This is a genomic window from uncultured Agrobacterium sp. (genome assembly GCA_913777615.1).
Lineage (GTDB): Bacteria > Pseudomonadota > Alphaproteobacteria > Rhizobiales > Rhizobiaceae > Agrobacterium.
Genome location: CAJYTK010000007.1, coordinates 1 through 23,292, shown reverse-complemented (window position 1 = coordinate 23,292; position 23,292 = coordinate 1). Strand labels below are relative to the sequence as shown.

At 56.6% G+C, this 23,292-nt stretch carries 22 protein-coding genes; 9 read left to right on the top strand and 13 right to left on the bottom strand.

From position 1 onward, the window contains the following. Positions 1 to 123: 123 nt before the first annotated feature. The 3 genes from QZ862_RS05810 to QZ862_RS05800 all read right to left on the bottom strand — a co-directional run bounded on the left by QZ862_RS05810 (position 124) and on the right by QZ862_RS05800 (position 2,882). Complete coding sequence (locus QZ862_RS05810) at positions 124 to 870, bottom strand: L,D-transpeptidase (protein WP_296098154.1); 747 nt, start codon at positions 868 to 870, stop codon at positions 124 to 126. Positions 871 to 890: 20 nt separating this feature from the next. After that, complete coding sequence (locus QZ862_RS05805) at positions 891 to 1,895, bottom strand: murein L,D-transpeptidase family protein (protein WP_296098574.1); 1,005 nt, start codon at positions 1,893 to 1,895, stop codon at positions 891 to 893. A gap of 207 nt (positions 1,896 to 2,102) precedes the next feature. Beyond that, a complete protein-coding gene (locus QZ862_RS05800; RefSeq protein WP_296098152.1) occupies positions 2,103 to 2,882 on the bottom strand; it encodes an SDR family NAD(P)-dependent oxidoreductase in 780 nt (259 codons plus the stop codon). A 101-nt stretch (positions 2,883 to 2,983) separates the two neighbouring features. Between QZ862_RS05800 and QZ862_RS05795 the strand changes: the two genes are divergently transcribed. After that, positions 2,984 to 3,538 carry a DNA-3-methyladenine glycosylase gene (locus QZ862_RS05795; protein ID WP_296098150.1) on the top strand — a complete coding sequence of 185 codons (555 nt, stop codon included), beginning with the start codon at positions 2,984 to 2,986 and terminating at the stop codon, positions 3,536 to 3,538. 309 nt (positions 3,539 to 3,847) lie between these two features. Here the strand turns inward: QZ862_RS05795 and QZ862_RS05790 are convergent, their stop codons facing one another. The 10 genes from QZ862_RS05790 to QZ862_RS05745 all read right to left on the bottom strand — a co-directional run bounded on the left by QZ862_RS05790 (position 3,848) and on the right by QZ862_RS05745 (position 12,621). Then, the gene (locus QZ862_RS05790; RefSeq protein WP_296041668.1) at positions 3,848 to 4,039 is read right to left on the bottom strand and encodes a hypothetical protein; all 192 of its coding nucleotides are present in this window, start codon (positions 4,037 to 4,039) and stop codon (positions 3,848 to 3,850) included. 201 nt (positions 4,040 to 4,240) lie between these two features. Continuing rightward, a complete protein-coding gene (gene queE / locus QZ862_RS05785; protein ID WP_296098148.1) occupies positions 4,241 to 4,990 on the bottom strand; it encodes a 7-carboxy-7-deazaguanine synthase QueE in 750 nt (249 codons plus the stop codon). Continuing rightward, a complete protein-coding gene (gene queD, locus QZ862_RS05780; RefSeq protein WP_296098146.1) occupies positions 4,987 to 5,355 on the bottom strand; it encodes a 6-carboxytetrahydropterin synthase QueD in 369 nt (122 codons plus the stop codon). Before queD ends, queE begins: the two co-directional genes overlap by 4 nt. Further along, positions 5,355 to 6,065: a 7-cyano-7-deazaguanine synthase QueC gene (queC, locus tag QZ862_RS05775; RefSeq protein WP_296098143.1), complete on the bottom strand. Its 711-nt coding sequence runs from the start codon at positions 6,063 to 6,065 to the stop codon at positions 5,355 to 5,357. Before queC ends, queD begins: the two co-directional genes overlap by 1 nt. 215 nt (positions 6,066 to 6,280) lie before the next feature. Continuing rightward, complete coding sequence (locus tag QZ862_RS05770; RefSeq protein ID WP_296098141.1) at positions 6,281 to 7,414, bottom strand: Gfo/Idh/MocA family oxidoreductase; 1,134 nt, start codon at positions 7,412 to 7,414, stop codon at positions 6,281 to 6,283. A gap of 110 nt (positions 7,415 to 7,524) precedes the next feature. Continuing rightward, a complete protein-coding gene (locus QZ862_RS05765; protein ID WP_296098139.1) occupies positions 7,525 to 8,286 on the bottom strand; it encodes a sugar phosphate isomerase/epimerase in 762 nt (253 codons plus the stop codon). A 37-nt stretch (positions 8,287 to 8,323) separates the two neighbouring features. Continuing rightward, positions 8,324 to 9,412, bottom strand: coding sequence for an ABC transporter ATP-binding protein (locus QZ862_RS05760; RefSeq protein WP_296098136.1), 1,089 nt, complete (start codon positions 9,410 to 9,412; stop codon positions 8,324 to 8,326). 4 nt (positions 9,413 to 9,416) lie between these two features. Further along, positions 9,417 to 10,358, bottom strand: coding sequence for a carbohydrate ABC transporter permease (locus QZ862_RS05755; protein ID WP_296017503.1), 942 nt, complete (start codon positions 10,356 to 10,358; stop codon positions 9,417 to 9,419). Then, positions 10,351 to 11,253 (bottom strand): sugar ABC transporter permease, encoded by a 903-nt coding sequence (locus QZ862_RS05750; RefSeq protein WP_296041686.1) that lies wholly within the window; start codon positions 11,251 to 11,253, stop codon positions 10,351 to 10,353. Before QZ862_RS05750 ends, QZ862_RS05755 begins: the two co-directional genes overlap by 8 nt. A gap of 132 nt (positions 11,254 to 11,385) precedes the next feature. Then, entirely contained in the window at positions 11,386 to 12,621 is a 1,236-nt protein-coding gene (locus tag QZ862_RS05745) for an ABC transporter substrate-binding protein (protein ID WP_296041689.1), read from the bottom strand. A gap of 646 nt (positions 12,622 to 13,267) precedes the next feature. On the opposite strand from QZ862_RS05745, the gene QZ862_RS05740 reads away from it, so the two are divergent. The 8 genes from QZ862_RS05740 to QZ862_RS05705 form a co-directional block, all read left to right on the top strand. After that, on the top strand, positions 13,268 to 14,395 hold the full coding sequence (locus QZ862_RS05740) for an HD domain-containing phosphohydrolase (RefSeq protein ID WP_296098132.1): 1,128 nt from the start codon (positions 13,268 to 13,270) through the stop codon (positions 14,393 to 14,395). Then, on the top strand, positions 14,395 to 14,706 hold the full coding sequence (locus QZ862_RS05735) for an STAS domain-containing protein (RefSeq protein WP_296041695.1): 312 nt from the start codon (positions 14,395 to 14,397) through the stop codon (positions 14,704 to 14,706). The genes QZ862_RS05740 and QZ862_RS05735 overlap by 1 nt, the downstream gene beginning before the upstream one ends. After that, positions 14,707 to 15,075, top strand: coding sequence for a response regulator (locus QZ862_RS05730; protein WP_296098130.1), 369 nt, complete (start codon positions 14,707 to 14,709; stop codon positions 15,073 to 15,075). Continuing rightward, the gene (locus tag QZ862_RS05725) at positions 15,072 to 17,069 is read left to right on the top strand and encodes a chemotaxis protein CheA (protein ID WP_296098128.1); all 1,998 of its coding nucleotides are present in this window, start codon (positions 15,072 to 15,074) and stop codon (positions 17,067 to 17,069) included. The genes QZ862_RS05730 and QZ862_RS05725 overlap by 4 nt, the downstream gene beginning before the upstream one ends. Further along, positions 17,066 to 17,608, top strand: coding sequence for a chemotaxis protein CheW (locus tag QZ862_RS05720; protein ID WP_296017524.1), 543 nt, complete (start codon positions 17,066 to 17,068; stop codon positions 17,606 to 17,608). Before QZ862_RS05725 ends, QZ862_RS05720 begins: the two co-directional genes overlap by 4 nt. A gap of 176 nt (positions 17,609 to 17,784) precedes the next feature. Continuing rightward, the gene (locus QZ862_RS05715) at positions 17,785 to 19,599 is read left to right on the top strand and encodes a methyl-accepting chemotaxis protein (protein ID WP_296098126.1); all 1,815 of its coding nucleotides are present in this window, start codon (positions 17,785 to 17,787) and stop codon (positions 19,597 to 19,599) included. A 130-nt stretch (positions 19,600 to 19,729) separates the two neighbouring features. Beyond that, entirely contained in the window at positions 19,730 to 21,784 is a 2,055-nt protein-coding gene (locus tag QZ862_RS05710; RefSeq protein ID WP_296098124.1) for a methyl-accepting chemotaxis protein, read from the top strand. Between the two features lie 130 nt (positions 21,785 to 21,914). After that, the coding region (locus QZ862_RS05705) for a methyl-accepting chemotaxis protein (RefSeq protein WP_296098121.1) at positions 21,915 to 23,292 on the top strand (1,378 nt) is incomplete at its 3' end.

The following is a 23,292-nucleotide window of genomic DNA, read 5'->3' as shown; positions in this document are numbered from 1 at the left end:
TAAACAGAGGACACTGGCCGCGCGGCGCCCAGCGTCCTTAGATCTAAGCATCGTATTTTCCTACAATCGATCCCGACCTTCCGAGCGACGCTTTCGGGCGCGTCTCCATTAAGAGCGAACGCTTCAGTATGTGCCCGGCAGGCCAGCAACGACTTGCGGTGCAGGCGTACCCGCCATCATTTGCGAGGGAGGCGCCAACGATGTTACAACGATCGGCGTGCCGTCCGGCACGCGATTATAAAGGTCGACAATGTCCTGGTTCATCAAGCGGACGCAACCGGACGAGACGGATTTGCCGATCGTCCACCATTCAGGCGAACCGTGGAGGCGATAGATCGTATCACGACCGTCCTTAAAGATATAGAGCGCACGCGCGCCCAGCGGGTTCATCAAACCCGGTGCCATGCCGCCATTGGCGGCGCTATAGGGCTGAAGCTCGGGCTGACGTGCAATCATCTCGTCAGGCGGTGTCCAGCGTGGCCATTGGCGCTTGTACTGGATGACGCCCCTGCCCGACCACTCGAACCCGGCGCGCCCAAGACCGACGCCGTAGCGCATGGCCTGATTGTTTTCATATGTCAGATAAAGAAAATGGTTCGCCGTATCGACCACGATCGTACCGGGCCGTTCGCCAGTCGGGTTTTCCACCATCTGACGGTAAAAGCGCGGGTCGATCTTCTGGTAAGGGATAGCCGGAAGCGGAAATTGCTCCTCAGGTTTCGGTCCGTAGACTTCGGCGTAATAGGGATCAATCCTTGGGCGGACCTCCACTGTTTCGCGTGGTGTTGTGGTACAGCCGGCCAATGCCGTCAGCGCCAGTCCGCCGGTGCCGAACAGGAAACTCCGGCGTGTCGTGTCATGCTTATTCAATCCAGATCCTCATCAACTGGTCATCGCGTTCCCGAAAACGGGTCTGCGAGCGCCGCGTCCGGGCGGCTTATCGGGTACTTTTTGCCGGATACGCGCCCTGCCATATCCTTGGGTCCGCTGCTTTTCAGAAGAGCACGGAAACTCGGATGCATTCCGCCATCCACATAAGCGTTCAGAGCGCTTGAAGTTCCTTCAGCCATTGCAACGTCGAGCTTCTGCTTCTCGGCACTCAGACGTGCTGCCACCTGCGCCTCGGGTTGATTTATGGCAGGCGGGCACGCGGCCAGCGGATCGCTGGGTTCTCCATTGGCAAACTCCGCATTGAAGACATAACGGCGACCGCAGACTGACACTTTCGGTTGGCGACGGGTGACCTCGAAGTAATCATAGCCATCCTTGAGGGTCCGCCAGAAGGCAAAGTTCGGGTCATTCTTGTAGGCGGCCATGTTTTTCGCCGTCATACGGAAAGGATAGGCCTGCACTTGGAAACGGTCCTGACCGCCCTTCAATGCCCGTTCGACGATCGCATAGATTTCACCCACCTGCGCATCCGTCATCGCATAGCAGCCGGACGAAGAACACGCACCATGCACCATGAGTGCTTCGCCGGTATAGCCAAGCGCAGATTCGAGCCTGTTCGGATAACCGAGGTTGAACGAGACGTAGTATTGAGAATTCGGATTCAGCATGCTGGAAGACACGTGATAGAAGCCCTCCGGCGCCTGTCTGTCTCCGCTCTTTGTCTTGGGTCCGAGCTTGCCGGACCAGCGGCACATGGGATAGGTCTTGAACAGAGCGTAGTTGCCGGTTTTGTCGACTTTCCAGACTTCCAGTTCGCTTTCCTGCTTGAATATGCGCACAAGAACCGGGCTTTCCGGCTTCATGCCCTTGGCGGACATGGCAGCTGCAACTTTGGAGGACAGCTTCGGCGGCTCTTTCGACGCGCTGTCAAAACCCATAGACGTACAGGCAGCGAGCGACGCGCACATTGCTACGACGGCCGCGGCACGTGCCGAAGCAATCATGATGTCTCGAAGCTTCGTTGGTGCGAAACCCGATTTTGCCGAAGTGCCCATGGAATGTCTTGCCCGTCTCTCTGCCGCTATTGCGTAACTAAAGAAGGTGACCACATGACGGCAACCACCCGCTTGCACAAAGAGTCGTGAATTTGCGTTACGAGTTCGTTAATCATAGACACACAAACACGTGAGAAACCGTGTGCGGCAATCCGGCTAGCGAAGCAACCCTTGTCCGCCATCGATCCAGACCGGCGTGCCGGTGATGTGACGCGATTTGTCGCCGGCCAGAAAGACCACCAGATCAGCCACATCCTCACTTAAACCGGCCTTTCCACCCGTAATAGGAATGTCCCCCTCCGGCCATTCAACCGGGACAGCGGTCTCGCGCGAACTGCGAATATCGGTGTTGTCATCGATTTTGGTTTCGATGGCCCCTGGGCAAATTGCGTTCACTCGGATCTTGTATTGCCCCAGTTCGAGCGCCAGCTGCTGGGCCATCGCAATCTGGCCAGCCTTTGTAGCCGAATAGGCAGTGGCACCGGGGGAGGTAAAGGTGCGCGTTCCGTTGATGGACGAGACGATGATGATCGATCCGCCGCCAGCGGCTTTAAGATGTGGCACGCTCTTGTTGAGGGTAAGGTAGGTTCCGCGAAGATTGACCGTGATGGTATTATCCCATTCCTCAGGCGTCAGATCCTCAATCGGGGCCCATACGCCGTTGATGCCGGCATTGGCAACAACAACATCCAGGCGGCTGAAGGTCTCCGTCAGTTGATTGATTGCGTGCGCCATCTCGTACGGATCTGCAACATCGGCAATGAGCGCTTTTGCGGTACCACCCTGGCTTTTAACTTCCGCCACAAGTTCGTCGAGTTCACTCGCCGTGCGGCCGAGCGCGCCTATCGCATAGCCCTCTTTGGCAAGCGCAATCGCGGCTGCTTTTCCGATACCTGATCCGGCGCCGGTCACGAGCGCGACTTTTCCTTTCATCATAAGATCTCCCCTGTGCTGCAACGCGATCTTTTAACCGCGCCCTCCACAAACTGCTTAGAAAAACGGTTGTTCCGAAAGACACAACGCGCCAACATGTCCAGATGAACAAGGACTTTTTTTCGAGGGACGCCGTTACCGTTGCCAAGGCGATGATCGGCATGGAGTTCCGGCTCCACAATACGGGCGGGATCATCGTCGAGACAGAAGCCTATCGGTCGGACGATCCGGCGTCCCACAGCTTCAATGGCCCCACCGCACGCAATCGCGCCATGTTCGGACCGCCAGCACATCTTTATGTCTACCGGTCCTACGGCATTCACTGGTGCGCGAACATAGTCTGTCTTTCTGGCTCCGCTGTGCTGATACGGGCTCTCGACCCTCAAACCGGCCTTGACCTCATGGCGTTGCGACGCGGAACTGCAGCCACGAAAGCTTTATGCTCTGGACCAGGAAAGCTTTGCCAAGCGCTGGGGATCACTGGCAATCTGGATGGAGTTTCGGTTCTACAAGAACCCTTCCTGCTGCGAGATCGCCAGTCCGTGGCTGATGTCTTGGTCGGCGCGCGCAATGGCATCAGTAAGGCGACCGAAGCGCAGTGGCGATTTGGCCTGAAAGGTTCAGACTGCCTCAGCAAGCCATTTAAGCGCTTGCGCTAGACCATCATCGGTGGGTCGTCATTCTCATCAGGATTGGGATCCGGCGCCTCGTCGGGCAAGCGATCAGGCTCTGGCTCTTTGATCGGCGGCGTTTCAGGCTGGGGTGGCAAGGGAGGCGATACCGGATTTGGTTCGGTCGGAACGATACCCACTGTTTTTCTTCTCCCAATCTATGCGGGCAATCTGATTTTTGACTTCGTCGCCCGGTCCGCTATTGTCGCCGAAACGATCCTGTTATCTGATCAGCGTGCCCGCGGTTCGTTAAACTATAACGCCGGGATAGTGAGAAGGTTGCCTACTGTGTCGTGATTACGCGTAGCCAAGCGAACTGCGTGCCACTTCGCGCTGGTCGCCATAATCCCGCGTATGGGCGTCATGGCCATATTCGTGCGCTGCGTGCGTCAGCTGTAAATCCGGCACCTGCAGCAAGGCGTCAGCGTAAGTGCCGGTTTCCTCGTCAGTGTCGAGAATGGTATGAGCAGGCTTTAGAAAATCGAACATGGCTTCCTCCCATTCGAAGTTTCTTTCTAACGCATTACCCGGCGCTACGTTCCTCCTCGTGGCGCCGACTATGTTCGTTACCGCCCAACTTTAACACACATTATTTTGATGAATCCTTATACGAATGCGACACTTCTTATCGAGCGCACGAGTTTGAGCAGACCCGACGCCGTATGGTATGTCTTCACGGCTCGGGCTATCCTACACCCCTCGCCGGTTACCCCACAGCATAACGTGAAGTTGGGGCAGCACACGCGCTTCGAACCAGCGTTCCGATGTCACCTTGTCGACCAGCCAAAGCATCCGATCCATGATGCCGTCGAGATCCACCCTCGCCTCGTCGTCATCGGGTGGTGGAGGCGTATGATTTCCGGGCTGCAGATAGACGGGAAGGGTGGGGAAACGCGCGGAAGCCTGCCGAGCAAAGGCGTAGTCGGCATCGTCAAAAACAACGACTTTCAGTGCAACGCGAGGCGCGCCACCGGCCGCCTTGAGACAGGTTTCAAGCGCCTGCCAGTCGGTGTCCATTCCGCTCGACGGCGGCTTGGGGCTGAGCACGAGGTGATCCAACTCGGCAAACCAGTCCTTGGAAAGGCTGCCTTGGGTTTCCAGCGCAAAGCGATAGCCTTTCGACTTTCCTTTTTGGATCAACGCCGCAAGTGGCTGGATCGCCGGATTACCGCCGGACAGCGAAACAGTAATCGGCTTGCCGCCGGACAGCGTTTCGACCTGCGCCCAGATCTGCTCAACATAATGCGGCTTCCAGTCTTCCCGATAGGCGCTGTCGACCGCATGAAGCGTATCGCACCAAGCGCAGCGATAATCGCAGCCACCGGTCCGCACGAAGACCGTCGGTAGGCCGATCAGCGGCCCCTCCCCCTGAATGGTAGGGCCGAAGATTTCACTGATGCGAATGGGCTGCTCGCGCAGTTGCGTTTCCGGCGCGGTCATGGCTGGGCCGCTGGACGGTATTCCGCCCATGTCTTGGCCGTCTCGCTGACGCGCACGGCACTCGTCTCCGGGAGCCGTTCCTTGCACCAGTCGTAGAAATGTTGTGCGAGCCGTTCCGCTGTCACCATATCATGGCCGAGCACTTCGTTGAGGTGACGGTGATCGAAGCAATCGTCGATGTAACGTTTGAGGGGCGCAAGCTCGTGATAGTCACGAACGAACCCATATTCGTTTAGTGTTTCTCCTGAAAGCTCGACTTCGACGATATAATTATGGCCGTGCAGACGGGCGCATTGGTGATCGGCCGGTAGCGCCTTCAACTGATGCGAAGCCGAAAAATGAAACTCCTTGGTGATGCGAAACATCAGCGCACCTCCTGCGCCGCATAGGCACTGGTGGCGGCAATCCAGAAATCCGAGTCTTCGTAATCGGTGGGATCGCTCACCCCGGCTAGATGGAAAGCTTCGCGACGCTCCACGCAGGTGCCACAGCGGCCGCAGTGGAGTGCGCCGCCCTTATAGCAGGACCATGTCTGTTCAAAAGGCGTTTTATGTTTTGCTCCATCTGTGACGATATCCGCCTTGGTCACATTTACATAGGGCGCGTAAAGCTCCACCTCGGCATAACCCTCCAGCGCGTGGCGCTGCATGGCGTTGAAGCTGTCGATGAAGCCGGGGCGGCAATCTGGATAGATGAAATGGTCGCCACCATGTACAGCGATTGCCACGGCATCTGCCTGCTGGGCAGCGGCCAGACCGAATGCGATGGTGAGCATGATCGCGTTACGGTTCGGCACAACGGTAGAGCGCATGGTTTCTTCCGCATAGTGACCGTCCGGTACGTCCACATCGTCGGTCAAAGCCGAACCTGTGAGATGTTCTCCGATGGTGCGGATATCAATGATATGGTGCGGCACGCCGAGACGGACCGCGCAAGCAGCGGCAAAATCGACTTCTTTCCTGTGACGCTGGCCATAATCGAAAGAGAGAAGAGCGAGAAGTTCGTGTTCCGCTGCAATTCTGTGCGCAAGCGAAATGGAGTCCAATCCGCCGGAGCAGATGACGATGGTTTTCATAAGTTGGGATCCCTTGTTTTGACCGGGTGGGCTGCGACCGGATTACGAAGGGGCTTTTAGAGCAAAGAATAAGAGTTGTGAAGACTCGAAAAAACCGCCGGGATTAACCTGGCGGCTTTCCGATATTGATGGAGGAGTAGAGCGCCCTGCTGCCTTTAAGACACTGAGGACGCTCTATTTCCTTCGAACGGCAGCATGCCTTCGATGCTTTATCGTTACCGCAGCAGAGACTGAGCTTCCTCTATGCCGAGCGCTGCCGGCTGTGTACAGGTTGTGGTCAGGTCGATGAAGCGCCCCTCCTCGCCGGACTTCAGGATCGAAGTCATGACGTCGATGCCGTGGAGCGAGCGCTCCAGCGAGCATCGCGCGTCGCGGCCTTCGATAAGCGCCATCGCCATATCGGCAAGGCCGGCCGTACGGTAGTTTGCGCGTGGACCGTTCGGGCTTTCCTGGTTGGCAATACCGAAGGGATGCGCCCAGTCTTCGAGGGGCTGGATGTCCTTGTTGCGACCGCTCGCTTCGACCACGCCCCCAAAGAAGTTTGGGTCAGGCACGTAGATGGAGCCCTCAGTGCCGTAAAGCTCCATATTGGCGTGGCGATGCGACCAGACATCCCAGCTCGCCGACAGCGTAATCGTGGCGCCGTTGACGAATTCCAAAAGCGCATGAATGTTGGTCGGCGTTTCTACCGGGATAATCTGCCCGTTCAGCGGCTGGCTGGTGACGGTACGCGTCGGGTTTGCCATGGAGGTCAGGGCGCCGACGCGCTTGACCGGCCCAATCAGATTGATGAGGTTCGCGATATAGTAGGGACCGAGATCCAGGATAGGTCCGCCGCCCTTCAAGAAGAAGAAGCCGGGATTGGGGTGCCACATCTCCATGCCGGGGCTCATCACATGGCACGTGCCAGACGTTACACGGCCAATACCGCCTTCGTCGATATGCTTGCGGGCCAACTGATGCGCGCCGCCGAGGAAGGTATCTGGCGCGCAACCAACGGCCAGGTTCTTTTCCTTGGCGATACGGCGCAACTCTTCGCCCTCTTCCAGGCTTAGAACAAGCGGCTTTTCCGAGTAGACGTGCTTGCCTGCTTCGAGAATTGCCTTGGAGACCTCGAAATGGGCCGCCGGAATGGTGAGGTTGACGACGACATCGATCTCGTCATTCGCCAGCAGTTCCTCGATGGACTGCGCCTTGACGCCGAATTCCTCGGCACGCAGTTCAGCAGCGCTTCTGTTCAAATCTGCGCAGGCGAGCACCTTCAATCCCTTGAACAGGGGCGAGAGGGAAAAGTAAGTGGTTGAAATATTGCCGCATCCGATGATGCCGACGCCAAGTTCCTTGGCCATGTTATGACTCCGAAATCGTCGATGTTGGATCATTCCAGCAAACAATATTCCTGCCGGAACTCGAGTGAAAAAAGGGAGGAAGCGGTGAACCGTGGCTCACCGCTTCCTAGTCAGTAGCTGTTGAACGATGCGATAGAGCGCGTGATGAGACGATCAGCATCGCTCGGATTGTCATGCTCCACGACGTAATATTTGACCGCGGTATTCTGAAGGGCCGCGATCAAGGCCTTCCAGTCGACCGTGCCATGGCCCACATCCGACCATCCATCTTCGTCCTTGTTCTCGCCAGCGGGTGCGATGTCCTTGACGTGGACTGCGGTGATACGCTTGCCATAACTTTCGATCCAGGCGAGTGGATCGGCATTTCCGCGGATGATCCAGGCGATATCGGCCTCCCATTCCAGATCGGGTCCGCCTGCAAGGATCTGCTCCTGTGGGGTCGAGCCGTCTTCAAGGGTTGCGAACTCGAAATCGTGGTTGTGCCATCCAAAGGAAATCCCGGCGTCGCGATAGGGCTTCCCAGCTTCCTGGAGACGCTTGCCAAAGGCGAACCAGCCGGCGGCGTCGCTCGGGCGCTGATCCGGGAGAAGATAAGGGCAATAGATTGCCTGGATGCCAAGCATTTTGGCAATTTTCAACGACTGCTCGCGATCGTTCTCCAGCATATCGAGACCGAAATGGCCGGTCGGCATGGTCAAACCATTCGCATCGAGATCGGCACGAAGACCCTTCAGCGCGGCCTCATCCATGGTGGCATAGATACCGCCAAATCCCTCGACATGGGCGTAGCCTGCTGCCGCGAGCTTCTTGAGCATGTCGGAAAGCGGCGGAAAATTGCGCGCGCTATAAAGTTGAAAGCCGAGTTTGGTCATATGTCTCTCCTGACATTTGGCTATCGAGTGAAAGGGTTTAGATGCGCTCTTCGGTCGTCGCATCGAAAAGCGAGGCCATGGTCATATCGAAGGCAAGCTTGACCCTCGCACCTGGCGCAAATCGTCTATGCCCGCCGACGCGGACCGAGATCGTGTGACCGGCAAGCTTGAGCCAGATCAGATTGTCCGCACCCATAGGCTCTTCGATATCGACTGTCGCGTCATGGATCTCCCCGCCGGTGATGTCAGCATCGACGCGGATATGCTCCGGTCGCACACCGAGAACTGCGGGTTTACCCGCCATCAACGGCGCAGCGGTTTGATAACCGTCCAGGCTGAAGTTCACGCCATTCGTCGTGAAGACCACCTCGCCATCCTTCTCGACCAATTCGCCCCGCAGAAAATTCATCGATGGCGAGCCGATGAAGCCCGCAACGAAGAGGTTCCTCGGCTTGTTGTAGATCGAAACCGGGTCATCCAACTGCTGGATGACCCCGCTTTTCATGATGGCGATGCGATCCGCCAGCGTCAGCGCCTCGATCTGGTCATGGGTCACGTAGATCATCGTGTTCTTCAGCGACTGGTGCAGGCGCTTGATTTCCACGCGCAGTTCCGAGCGCAGCTTGGCATCGAGGTTGGACAGCGGTTCGTCGAAAAGGAACACATCCACGTCACGCACCAGCGCCCGCCCGATTGCGACACGCTGACGCTGGCCACCAGACAGTTCGGCTGGCTTGCGCTTCAGCAGCGGCTCTATCTGCAGTATTCCCGCTGCTCTTTTTACCCGACGATCGATTTCGTCCTTCGGCACTTTTGCTACCTGAAGCCCAAAGGAAAGGTTCTTTTCAACCGACATCTGCGGATAGAGCGCGTAGGACTGAAAGACCATTCCAATGCCGCGATCCTTCGGCTCCTCCCAGGTGACATTGCGATCCTTGATAAAGATCTGGCCTTCAGTCGGCTCCAGAAGTCCGGCGATGCAATTCAGCAAGGTGGATTTTCCGCAGCCTGAGGAACCCAGAAGAACGAGGAACTCACCGTCATAGATATCGAGATTGAGGTTCGAGAGCACGTTGATGGCGCCAAACGACAGAGACAAATCCCGAATGGAAACGCTTTTGTTCATAAACTTACCCTTTGACTGCGCCTGCGGCGATGCCGCGCACAAAAAGTCGGCCTGAAACGAAATAGACGAAGAGAGGGACTGCACCCGTCAACAGCGTCGCTGCCATATTGACGTTATATTCCTTCACGCCCTGAACTGAGTTGACGATGTTGTTGAGCTGCACCGTCATCGGATAATATTCAGGTCGGGTGAACACGACGCCGAAGAGGAAGTCGTTCCAGATGCCCGTCACTTGCAGGATCATGGCGACGACGAAAATCGGCATCGACATGGGGAACATGATGCGGAAATAGATCTGCCAGAAGTTGGCGCCGTCGATACGTGCCGCTTTGAACAGCTCTTCCGGAAGACCGGCAAAATAGTTGCGGAACAGCAGCGTCAGGATCGGCATGCCGAAGATGGTGTGGACGATGACAAGACCCGTTAGCGTTCCGTAAATGCCCATTTCGCGCAGCACGATGACGATAGGGTAGATCATCACCTGGTAGGGGATGAACGCACCGATGATGAGGATGGAGAAGAAAAACTCCGAACCCTTGAACTTCCAGTTCGCCAACGCGTAGCCGCTGATCGAAGCGATCAGGATAGACACGATCGTGGATGGCACCATGATGCGAACGGAGTTCCAGAACCCGCGAGACAGACCATCGCAATTTAGGCCTGTGCAGGCATTCGCCCAGGCCTTGACCCAAGGCTCGAACGTGATCTCCACCGGCGGGGCAAAGATATTGCCCAGGCGGATTTCCGGCATACCCTTCAGCGAAGTGACCACCATGACGTAGAGCGGCAGCAAGTAGTAAAGTGCTGCTACGATTAGGGTGCCGTAAAGCACGATGTTGCGACGCGATAGCGTCTTGCGGGGCTTCCGACCGCGCGGTCCGCTCAATCGGTCCGATACGGCATCGGCCCCGGCAGCAACAGTGTTGAGAGTGCTGATATTAGCCACGCTTGCGCCCTCCGAATTCGAGGTAAGCCCATGGAATGATGATGATGGCGACAGTAAGCAGCATCATGGTGGAAGCGGCGAAGCCCTGCCCCAGATTCTGCGCCTGGAACATGTAGTCATAAACATATTTCGCCGGCACTTCGGAGGCGATGCCCGGACCGCCGCTGGTCTGCGCCACAACGAGATCGTACACCTTGACTATGCCGCTGGCGATGATGACGAGCGTGGTGATGAAGACCGGGCGCATCATCGGAATGACGATCAGGAGATAGGTCTTCCACATGGGAATTCCATCCACACGCGCTGCCTTCCAGATATCCTCGTCGATGCCGCGCAGGCCCGCAAGCATAAGGCACATGACAAGACCCGTGCCCTGCCAGAGTGCGGCAATCAAAATACCATAGATGACGATCTGTGAGTTATAGAGCGGATCGAACGTGAAGCTTTCCCAGCCGAGCGAGCGGACAACGGACTGAATGCCGAATTCAGGGTTGAGCAGCCACTGCCAGACGAGGCCCGTCACGATGAAGGACAGGGCAAAGGGGTAAAGGAAGATTGTTCTGAATGTGTTTTCGAAGCGGATCTTCTGATCCATCAAAGCGGCAAGCACGAAGCCTATTACCAGGCTGAAGATCAGCGACAACACGCCGTAAATGGCCAGGTTCTGAATTGATACGATCCAGCGCGGCGCAGCCCACAAGCGCTCATACTGGTCGAAACCGACAAAACTTGCCCTCGGCAGAAGCTTTGAGTTGGTAAAGGAATAAACGACAGTCCAGATTGTGCCCCCAAGAAATATGACCATGGACGTCAAGATCAGGGGGATGGATGCAATCTTGGAATTCAGATTGCGAAATAGCTGGTTTGGACGTCCCGAATGGCTCTTTACGGCCATATGCCCTCCTATCAATCGGTGTTCCGGACATACGCAGAGCGACGTCCAAACGGTTTGCCAGCCAGCGTCACGCGCCCGGCAAGGTTCGCGACATCGGCGGGATATCGCCCGCCGATGGCTTGCGATTGATAATCAGTCCGCCGAACCGATGATGTCGGCGAAACGCTTCTGCGCCTGCTCGGCAGTCAGCGACTCGTTGGCGAAGAACTCTGCCATCAGGTCTTCCTTCTGCTTCTGCGAATCTGCGGAAATCAGCTGGTCGGTGCTGGTCAGCGCATTGCCCTTGGCCAGAATGGCAAGACCCTTCTTCATGCAGTCATTGGCGGCATTGAGATCGACGTCGCCACGGATCGGCAGCGAACCCTTCTTCAGGTTGAACGCAACCTGCGTCTTGGGATCGACAATCGTTTCCGCGAGAACCTCCTGCGCCTTTGACTTGGCTTCATCCTTCAAAAGCGGGAAGTAGAAGGCGTCGCCACCTGTTGTGAGATATTCGCTAAGCCCGAGGCCCGGGAGGCAGGAATAATCTGTGCCGGCCTTCTGATTTGCGAGTTGGAACTCACCCTGGGCCCAGTCACCCATGACCTGACCGGCAGCCTTGCCGGTGATGACCATGTTGGTTGCTTGGTTCCAGTCCTGAACGTTGGAGCCTTTGGCAAGCTTTCGGGCTGCATCGGCGGCTGCAAAAATCTTGGCCATTTCCGGTCCACTAGCGGCGTCCGCATCCTTGTCCTTGAAGACCTTCTCGTAAAGCTCCTTGCCGCCAAGCGACAGGACCAGCGTATCGAAGAGCCCATTCGCCTGCCATGCCTGACCGCCGAGAGCCAGAGGCTGAATGCCCGCCTTTTGCAGGGCCGGACCAGCCGCAATGAATTCGTTCCAGTTCTTGGGAACCTCGACGCCAGCTTTCTTGAAGGCTGCATTGGAAAGCCACAGCCACTGCCAGGAATGAATATTCACCGGAGCGCAATAGATCTTACCGTCTATGGTGCAGCTATCGAGCAGGCTGGCGGGTTTGATTACCTCTTTCCAGTTGCCCTTTTCAGCCACGTCGCTCAGATCGCGCATCAAACCGGCTTGAACGAGTTCTTCCGCCTGACGTCCGTGGTTAAACTGCGTAGCGCCCATCGGGTCGCCGCCAGTAATGCGGCTGATCATAATAGGACGAGCCGTACCGCCGGAGCCGGCAATGGCGCCATCCACCCATTTATTTCCAGTTGCATCGAAAGCCTTGGCGAGCTCAGCCACGGCGGCCGCCTCACCTCCCGATGTCCACCAGTGCGTTACTTCGAGATCCGTCGCCCCGGCAATGCCCGCCGGCAGCATGACGCTTGCCGCCAGAGCGGCCAAAATAGAACGAATGCGCATGAGTCTCCTCCCTCACTGAAACGTTGCCGTAAGACCGTATGCGAATCATATTGCTTGCGCAACAGGGGAAAGGCGAAATTTTGATTTTATAAATTATTTATATATATCAATAGCTTAACAAATCTTCCAGCTGAGCGTCCTCGCTGATGCCCGCACGCGCCTGAACTTTGGTACGATTAGATATACTCAAAGCAACCAAGTGCCGAATTCAAGCGGTGTTGCGCGGAAAGAAACCCTAGCCACTCAATAAAAATCTTCAGGTATATAGGCTTGTTTTTTTCTCGACACTGGGATGATCCATTTACATCCTTAGAGAGAAATACGGATTTTCACGTAAAAAATAGAAATAATGATGTCGATAAACAATCGAAGATGGATAAAGGCTTGATCAAAGTAACATTTTAGCCGGTCAGCAAGTGAAGCCCGTCCCTTCGATTTTAATGACGCATTAACTATCCTCATATTAAAAAAAGAGTAGAAAATATGTCTTGATCCGGCTTCCAGATTTTTGGGCTTAGGCAAGACATTCTTACTGGGCGCATGACGCAAGCCCAAATTCCCAAAATGTTTAAATCAATTGCGAACGCCCGCTTTGGCTCGAGCCGAAGAACGGACAGTCGTTCCGTATCGAATGCCTGGAGCTAAGGTGAAGGTAGTACTCTTAGACGATAGCCGATCCGCGCTTTTTGCTCTCGAAACATCTCTGAGCAATATTGAAGGCATTGAAATCATCTCATTTCTAGCGCCCGAAGCGGCGCTTGACTATTGCCTCGTCAACCCTGTCGACCTGGTTTTCGTCGACTACATGATGCCGCGACACACGGGAATCGATGTTATCAGGGCACTGAGACAGTCACCTGATTACACACTTGTGCCAATGGTCATGGTAACCGCGGAGCGGCAACGCGAAATTCTCCTTGCCGCCTTCGAGGCGGGCGCAACCGAATTTGTGTCGAAGCCCTTCGACGCAATCGAGCTTCAGGCCCGTGCGACCAATCTCCTGCAACTTCGCCGAGCCCATCTCGAATTGGCTCGCCAAGCCACCCGGCTTGAAGAAGAGGTAACCCGCGCCACGCAGGAACTGGTTGCCCGGGAAGAAGAGATCATCTGGCGTCTGGCCCGTGCAATCGAGTTTCGTGATGGCGCGACCGGAGACCACATCTCGCGCGTTGCAAAAATCAGTCAATTAATTGCCGCAAATCTCGGTCTCGACAAAGAAACCTGCCGGATGATCTATCTGGTAGCACCTCTCCACGATGTGGGTAAAATCGGCATCGCCGACGATATTCTGCAGAAGCCAGGCAAGCTGACGCCCGCCGAAATCACCGTGATGCGCAAGCATGTGGAACTCGGCGTGAGCCTGCTCAGCAATGGTACGTCGCGCCTTCTCCAGGTTGCAGAGGCGATTGCTGGCGGCCACCACGAAAGATGGGACGGCACCGGATATCCGAGCGGCATCAAAGGTGCCGACATTCCTCTCGTTGCGCGGATTGTCGCAGTTGCGGATGTCTTCGAAGCTCTGTGTACACAGCGGCCTTACAAGAAAGCATGGCCTGTAGAAGCGGCCCGCGAGCACATTCGCGAAAACAGCGGGCTGCATTTCGACCCGGATTGCGTAGCGGCCTTCGAGCGGCAATGGCCCAGAATCGCGCCGCTGATGACACAAAACGGCACCGACAGCGTAGAGCCGCCAGCTTTGGCAGCCAGCCTGACAGACTATCTCTCCCTCGCATCCGCAGGGCAAGCGCAAATCGAACATACCCAGGAAAGCTGATGACCCCTGAAACAGTGACACTTCCGTCATCCCTTTCGATACGAGGGATCAACGCCATTCACGAGACCCTGCTTTCCGCCTTTCAGGAAAAAAGCGCCATCGTGCTCGACATACCCGAGGATGCGACCGTCGATCTGAGCTTCGTCCAGCTTGTCGAGTCCTCAAGGTTATACGCCCGCGAACAGGGCAAATTCATCACCCTGAAGAAGCCCGCAACGCAAGGCGTCGTGGAGACGCTTGAGCGTGCTGGCTTTCTCGAGAACATGGACGAGGCCTCGCGCCTCTTCTGGCTACACGGAAAGGACATATAAATGAGCGCCAACATTCTGACGGTGGACGACTCCGCAAGCATTCGAATGACGACTAAGATCGCCCTCACAAATGCCGGTTACCACGTGACCGAAGCGGTTGACGGCGCAGACGGCCTTTCGAAAGCGAAAAGCGCTTCCTACGATATGATCGTCACCGACCTCAACATGCCGAATATGAACGGCTTGGAGATGATCGAGGCTCTGCGCCAATCGCCTGCGCATACCGGAATACCGATCATCTTTTTGACGACGGAATCCGATGCCGACATGAAGGCGCGCGCCAAAGCTGCCGGTGCCACAGGTTGGGTAACCAAGCCATTCGACCCGGAGAATCTGGTCAAGATTGTCAGAAAGGTACTCGGTAAATGACGCTGCTGGACCCTATTCAGGTTTTCAGGACGGAAGCTGCCGAGCTCTTCGAGCAAATCGAAAGCGGGCTTCTCGACCTTCTGCACGATCTCTCCAATCAAAGTCAGATTGATGCCGTGTTTCGCGGCCTGCATACCTTAAAAGGGTCCGGCGCAATGTTTGGTTTCGAGGCTCTTGCGGCCTTCACCCATCACTGCGAAACGGCCTTTGACAGGGTACGCAAGGGTGAAGTTCCCGCCACGAGCGAATTGATTGCTGCCGTTTTGGAAGCGCAGGACCATATGCGCCGCTTGGTTGACAACCCGGCCACCGCATTCCCCGAAACAGGGGACCGGTTGCTGGCAAAGTTACAGGCAGCGGTCGGCGAAGGCGCCGGTAACAAGGCAACCACGCCGACGGCTCCGAAGGCCACGGCCGCTGGCGCACCGGCACAGATGTCCGGTGCGACGTGGAGCATCAAGTTCCGCCTCCCTGAGAATGCGATGGCCAATGGCACCAACCCGCTTGGCCTCCTCAATGAGCTGCGCGAACTCGGCAAATGCACCATCGCCGCCAACACAGGCGCCATTCCTCCTCTTGGAGAAATAGACCCCACACAGCTCTACCTCGGCTGGTCTGTGACCTTGACGACTGAACAGCCCCGTTCCGCCATCGACGACGTCTTCATCTTCGTCATGGACGACATGGAACTTGAGATCACCCAAGTGGAAGCCGCTACCGCTTCCAAGGAAATCGTACCGCCTCCTGCACCTGTCGAAGAAGCAGCCAAGGCCAATCCTCAGCTTGTCCAGGCGGCCACGGAGGGCAAGCAGGGTCGAGCAGCCGAGAACGTGCGCGTCCCGGCTGAGCGTCTCGATGAGCTGATGGACCGCGTTGGCGAACTTGTCATCGCTCAGTCACGTCTATCGCAGCTTGCCAATACTAGCGTCGATATTCATCTGCGTGCTGTGTCTGAAGATGTGGAGCGCCTTTCGGGCGAGCTTCGCGACACGATGATGGTTCTGCGCATGGTGCCGATCGCGCAGCTCTTCAGCCGCTTCCGGCGTCTGACACACGATCTGGCGCGCGAAACCGGCAAGCAGATCGAGCTCATTACCGAAGGCGAGAGCACTGAAGTCGACAAGGCCGTGATCGAGCGGCTGGCCGATCCACTGGTACATCTCGTGCGCAATTCCTGCGATCACGGCCTGGAAACGCCGGAAGAACGTATTGCAGCCGGCAAGGACCCGGTCGGGCATGTTTCGCTGGTCGCGCGTCAGACCGGTGGCGACGTCATCATCACCATCAAGGACGATGGTCGAGGCATCAACCGCGAGCGTGTCCGTGCCAAGGCGGAATCCTCCGGCCTGGTCGCGCCGGGAGCACTCCTGACAGATCAGGAATTGCTTCAGATGATTTTCGAACCCGGCTTCTCGACAGCAGCGCAAGTAACCAATCTCTCTGGTCGCGGCGTTGGCATGGATGTCGTGAAGAAGACGATCGAGGCGCTGCGTGGTACGATCAACATTACCAGCGCGCCAGGCGCCGGCTCTGAAGTGTCGCTTGCCATTCCGCTCACACTTGCCATCATCGATGGCCTGCTCGTTCGCGTCGGCCATGGCTGCTACGTCATTCCGCTCTCTGCCGTGGAAGAGTGCCTGGAACTGTCACCCGAAGACGACGTCAAATCCCGCGGTCGTTCGTTTATTTCGCTGCGCGAAAGCCTGGTGCCTTTCATTCGCCTGCGTGAACTCTTCCAGAGCGGCACGAAGCCGGACCAGTTCCAGAAGGTCGTGGTCATTTCCACCGGTTCGGAGCGTGTCGGACTGGTCGTCGATCAGATCATCGGCGATCACCAGACAGTCATCAAAGCCATGTCGAAGCTGCACCACGACGTCGCGACTTTCTCGGGCGCGACCATTCTTGGTGACGGCAGCGTCGCTCTCATTCTCGACGTCGCACACCTGGTTGCGGCGGGCCAGCAACAGGAGGCGCAGATGCGCATCGCCGGATGAACCAGCCGCTATTGAAACAACCCGAAGACTTCTGGGCGGAGCGCCAAGACATCGAAGTCCTGACCTTTTCGATCGAAGGCGAGACCTTTGCCATCGAAGCCGCACAGGTACAAGAAATCCTGGACCTGCTGCCTGAGACGGCCGTTCCGGGCGCCAAGGCCTTCGTATCAAGCGTCATCAATTTTCGCGGCAAAGTCATTCCACTGGCGGACATACGTCTCGCCTTCGGCATGCACGCTGCGGAAAAGACCATCGACAGCCGCATCGTCGTTATCGAAATTTCGCTTGAAGGCGAACAGACGCTGGTCGGGCTGAGAACCGACAAGGTCTATGAGGTCACCACATTTTCCAAGTCAGCCAGCGAGCCACCACCCAGTGTCGGCATGCGTTGGCGGCCAGACTACATCAACTGCCTGATCAAACGCGGCTCAGAGTTCGTCATCATGCCGAACCTCATCGCGATCTTTTCGGCACAGCGTGAAAGCATGCCTGGAAAAGTAGGCGTTCAAGGCAACGTGGTTGAACTAGGAAAAGTATGAGTTCCAGACCGTCGAAGGGGATCGGCGGCCAAGGAACCACCAGAAAACTTGATTGATCTACCACACGCCCGGTTTGGGCGCATGGAACCGAACGAAACAGCGCACCGGAAGAAATAGAGCGTTCCGGACAGCAAACACCTGATGCGCCAAAATCACGCATCAATCACGGGGGCAACATGCGATTTACGATCAAACTTAAACTGACGCTGGCGTTCGGGATTATCTTGACCGTTCTTGCCGCGCTTTCCTTTTACAGCATCACAAGCTTGGGCACCGTCAACCAAGCGATCAACGAACTCGCCAATGGTCCTGAGAAGCGGCTTCAATATGCACTTCAGATCGACCGTAACCTCTCTGAAATCATTCGCCAGCAAAAGAATGCTTTGCTCGAAAATGAGACTACAGGCACCGATCGTTATCTGAAGGTCGCGGATGATCTAACAGCCACCACTCTGGAACTTGGACGTACCGGCTTCTCTCAGGCTTCTCCGCAAGGCAAGCCATACTGGGCCGCCGCTGTCGAGGCTTTCGAGAAATTCAGCGGTGAGTCCGTAAAGCTCAAGGATTTGTTGGCAGCAGGAGACAAACGAGGCGCCATCGAGTACTCCAACGGTCAGATGCGCGCTCTCGCGCTATCGATCGGCACGAACACCAAGGAACTTGTCAAAGTTCAGTTGGAACGTGTGGACACAATGCTTGCCGATAGCCAGGCAACCTATGAGCAAGTCCGGCTCATCATGATCATCGCCGTCGCGTCAGCGGTTCTGGGTAGCCTCGTCATCGCAACCTGGATCGCGCTCGGCATCAACACCGGCCTGCGCAAGATCATGACGGTTGCTGAAGCTGTTGCCGTCGGCGATCTCGATAAGAATGTTGAGATCAAAACCAATGACGAAATCAAGGATCTTGTCGAGCGCATCAATGTGATGACCGCAAACCTTCGCAATACGGCAAATGTCGCAAACCAGATTTCCGAGGGCGACCTGACGGTAACGCCGAAGCCGCTATCGGATAAAGATACGCTCGGTATTTCGCTTGAAAAGATGGTCGAGCGTCTGCGTGGCGTGGTGGGCGATGCGCTCGCCGCAGCTGACAACGTATCTTCCGGTAGTCAGGAACTGTCTTCGTCTTCCGAGCAGCTTTCGCAGGGTGCGACCGAACAGGCATCCTCTGCCGAAGAAGCCTCCGCTTCGATGGAAGAGATGGCCGCCAACATCAAGCAGAACGCCGATAACGCTGCCCAGACCGAGAAGATCGCTCGACAGTCGTCGAAAGATGCGGAAGCCAGCGGTGAGGCGGTTGGCCGTGCCGTTGTGGCCATGCGCACCATTGCCCAGAAGATCTCCATCGTCCAGGAAATCGCGCGTCAGACCGATCTTCTGGCACTGAATGCCGCCGTCGAAGCCGCTCGTGCCGGTGAGCATGGAAAAGGCTTTGCAGTCGTTGCCTCCGAAGTCCGAAAGCTTGCAGAACGCAGCCAGGCAGCAGCAGCCGAAATCTCCTCCCTCTCCGGTGAAACCGTTCAGGTTGCAACCGAAGCTGGTGAGATGCTGAACCGTCTGGTTCCAGATATTCGCAAGACCGCAGAGCTGGTCTCGGAAATCTCTGCTGCCTGCCGTGAGCAGGACATCGGAGCCAGCCAGATCAACGAAGCGATCCAGCAGCTCGACAAGGTAACGCAGCAGAACTCCGGCGCGTCAGAAGAAATGTCTGCCACCTCTGAAGAACTGGCTGCGCAGGCCGAAGAGCTCCAGGCAAGCATCGCCTTCTTCAAGGTCGAGCGTGCCAATGCAAATGGCCGCCCTGTACCGGTTCGCGCCCCGGCTTCAACGATCGCACATCGCGCTCCGGCAAAGACAGCCGCTCCAGTTCGTCGCCCTGCCCCCACACACTCTGTCCACGCTCAGCAGGCTCGCGCCACTGGCTTTGCGCTCGACATGTCTATGGGCGGACCAGACGATAACGACCAGGACTTCCGCGAAAGCGCCTAAGACTTTCCGGGAGCCTGTGACCGAACACACACAGGCTCCTCGTCACTCATTCAGCCAATCCCAACGCAAAGCTCCTTGTGCCTGAGCTTTTCCGTCTCGTGGCCTAGCGCCACACCTAAGGATCACTACGATGCGATTTACGATTAAGCTCAAACTTGCATTCGCCTTTGCGCTCATCATCCTGCTGTCGGCGGGTATGGCTGGCATGGCCATCACACAGCTGTCATCACTCAACTCTGCCGTCACGGATATCGTGCAGGGCCCTGCCACCAATCTTCGCAACTCCAGCGATCTTTCTGACGCGATCATGAGTGCGATCGCCAACGAAAAGAGCGCGGCGCTCAACGAAGACGCTGCCCGTATTTCCACCTATGTCGATGCCGCGCGTTCGGAGCGCGTGAAGATGACGCAGATTATTGCTGCATTGGAAAAAGAGACCAATCCGGCCATTCACGCCAAGGTGCTGGAGCTGAAGGCAGCCATTCCCGCATGGGAAAAGCTGCAGGAAGAAGTCCTGCGCCTCGCCACCGTCAACACCACGGAAAGCAACCGTCAGGCGGGCTCCATCTCCATGGGAGACGGCGAGAAGGCGACACGCGCCATGCTGACAATTCTCGAAGGTCTGAACAACGAAATCGCTACTGACTTGAAGGCAACGGACGAAGCGACCAATGAGGAATATGACACTTCGCGCACGATCCTCGTCAGTGTCGTCGCAGCGATTATCATCCTTTCTATCCTGATCGCCACCTGGATCGCACTTGGCATCAACAAGGGATTGCAGCAAGCAATCCGTGCGTCGCGCGCAGTTGCAATAGGCGACCTCGATCAGGACATCGCGATCAAGAGCAATGACGAGATCAAGGATCTGGTCGACAGCATGAACGTGATGACGACCAATCTGCGCGCTACCGCAGCAGTTGCCAACAACATTGCGCAAGGCGATCTTTCTCAAGATGTGAAGCCGCTTTCCGACCAGGATAGCCTGGGGATCGCCATGGGCAACATGGTCGTCAATCTGCGCGCGACCGCCGACGTCGCGAGCACAATCGCCGCTGGCGATCTCTCCAAGGACGTAAAGCCTCTCTCTGACAGAGATACTCTTGGCACAGCCATGCTCAATATGGTGACCAATCTGCGCGAGACGGCAAAGGTCGCAAACCAGATCGCCGACGGTGATTTGACTGTCACGCCAAAGCCGCTGTCCAACAAAGATACTTTGGGCATTGCGCTGCAGTCGATGGTTGAACGTCTGCGTGGCGTGGTGGGCGATGCGCTTGCTGCGGCCGACAACGTCTCTTCCGGTAGTCAGGAACTGTCCTCGTCTTCCGAGCAGCTGTCGCAGGGCGCAACCGAACAGGCATCCTCTGCCGAAGAAGCCTCCGCTTCGATGGAAGAGATGGCAGCTAACATCAAGCAGAACGCCGATAACGCTGCACAGACCGAGAAGATCGCTCGTCAGTCGTCCAAGGATGCCGAGGCGAGCGGTGAAGCGGTTGGCCGTGCCGTCGTCGCGATGCGCACTATTGCGCAAAAGATTTCCATCGTTCAGGAAATCGCACGTCAGACAGACCTTCTGGCATTGAACGCCGCCGTCGAAGCTGCTCGTGCCGGTGAACATGGCAAGGGCTTTGCAGTCGTCGCCTCCGAAGTCCGTAAGCTCGCAGAACGCAGCCAGGCAGCCGCGGCTGAAATCTCTTCGCTTTCCGGTGAAACCGTTCAGGTCGCAACCGAAGCTGGTGAGATGCTGAACCGTCTGGTTCCAGATATTCGCAAGACCGCCGAACTGGTCTCGGAAATCTCTGCTGCCTGCCGTGAACAGGACATCGGAGCCAGCCAGATCAACGAAGCGATCCAGCAGCTCGACAAGGTGACTCAGCAGAACTCTGGTGCGTCGGAAGAGATGTCTGCTACCTCCGAGGAGTTGGCCGCACAGGCTGAAGAGCTTCAGGCCAGCATCGCCTTCTTTAAGGTCGAGCGCGCTCACGGAAGTGCACGTCCTGCGCCGGTTCGCGCGCCGGCTCCAACAGTCGCACATCGCACTCCGGCAAAGGCTGCCGCTCCAGTTCGGCGCCCTTCCCCCGGCAGCGTCCAGGCACAACAGGCGCGCGCCACCGGCTTTGCAATCGACATGTCGATGGGTGGACCAGATGAAGACGACCACGACTTCCGCGAAAGCGCTTAACACCAGGTACAAGACGACCATCAACAGTACTATGGCGGGCAATTTTGCCCGCCACCACAAGGCCTAAGGTCTCTTTGAAAAGCGGCATGATAGCGAGGCTACGTGTCCTACTTAGCTAAGGAACACCTCCATGCGTTTTACGATCAAATTGAAACTGACCCTCATCTTCACCCTGCTCGTCGGGCTGATGGCAGGCTGCGCTATTTTCGGGATCAGTGGCCTTAAGCAACTCGCCGCGCTTCAAGACGCCATGATGACCGGACCTATAAGGCAGGATAATGTAGCCAATGATTTGGCCAAGGCATTTGATGGTCTGGGTTTGGCAGAGGGCGATCTTTTGCTCGCAGCCACCGATCAGAAAATCAGCGCCGCGTTTGATACCATCGAAGACGAGCGAAAAAATTTTCGTACGGCGCTTGATGCGGGCGAGGCTTCGGCCCCCGAAGAATTCAAAGGCAAATGGGCGGAAATTCGCGAATTCTGGTCTGGTTACGAAAAGCTGGAAGATCGTCTTGTCGGCTTCATGAAAACGGGTCGCCGTGACGACGCGCTTGCTTTGAACCAGAATGAAGGAACAATCGCAGGTCAAAAGCTCGATGCCCTGACAGAGTCTCTTGCCAGTCTGACCGAAGCCTCCGTTCAGAAAGCCGATGAGGCGAGCGATGCTGCCTATCAAAGCACGTTCGGTACACTTGTGATTATCGCTTGTGTTGCTGGCCTGGTGTCAATCGTTTCGGCAATCTGGATCAGCATTTCCGTCAGCCGCGGCCTCACAAGGGCAACGACGGCGGTTCGAAGGGTTGCCGAAGGCGATCTGACAGAAAGTGTTCAGGTTACATCCCGCGACGAAATCGGTGTGCTGATCACGCATGTCAACGAAATGGTCGAGCGTCTGCGCGGTGTCGTCGGCGATGCGCTCGCTGCTGCTGACAACGTCTCCTCCGGTAGTCAGGAACTATCCTCGTCTTCCGAACAGCTTTCGCAGGGCGCGACCGAACAGGCATCCTCTGCCGAGGAAGCTTCCGCTTCGATGGAAGAGATGGCCGCCAACATCAAGCAGAACGCCGATAACGCTGCCCAGACTGAAAAGATCGCTCGTCAGTCGTCCAAGGATGCCGAAGCCAGTGGCGAAGCTGTGGGCCGTGCAGTCGTTGCAATGCGTACCATTGCGCAGAAGATATCCATCGTTCAGGAAATCGCCCGTCAGACCGATCTTCTCGCATTGAATGCCGCTGTGGAAGCTGCACGTGCTGGTGAACATGGCAAGGGCTTTGCCGTCGTCGCCTCCGAAGTCCGTAAGCTTGCAGAACGCAGCCAGGCGGCAGCATCTGAAATCTCCTCCCTCTCCGGCGAAACCGTTCAGGTCGCAACCGACGCAGGCGAGATGCTGAACCGTCTGGTTCCAGATATCCGCAAGACCGCAGAACTGGTCTCGGAAATCTCTGCTGCCTGCCGTGAGCAGGACATCGGTGCAAGTCAGATCAACGAAGCGATCCAGCAGCTCGACA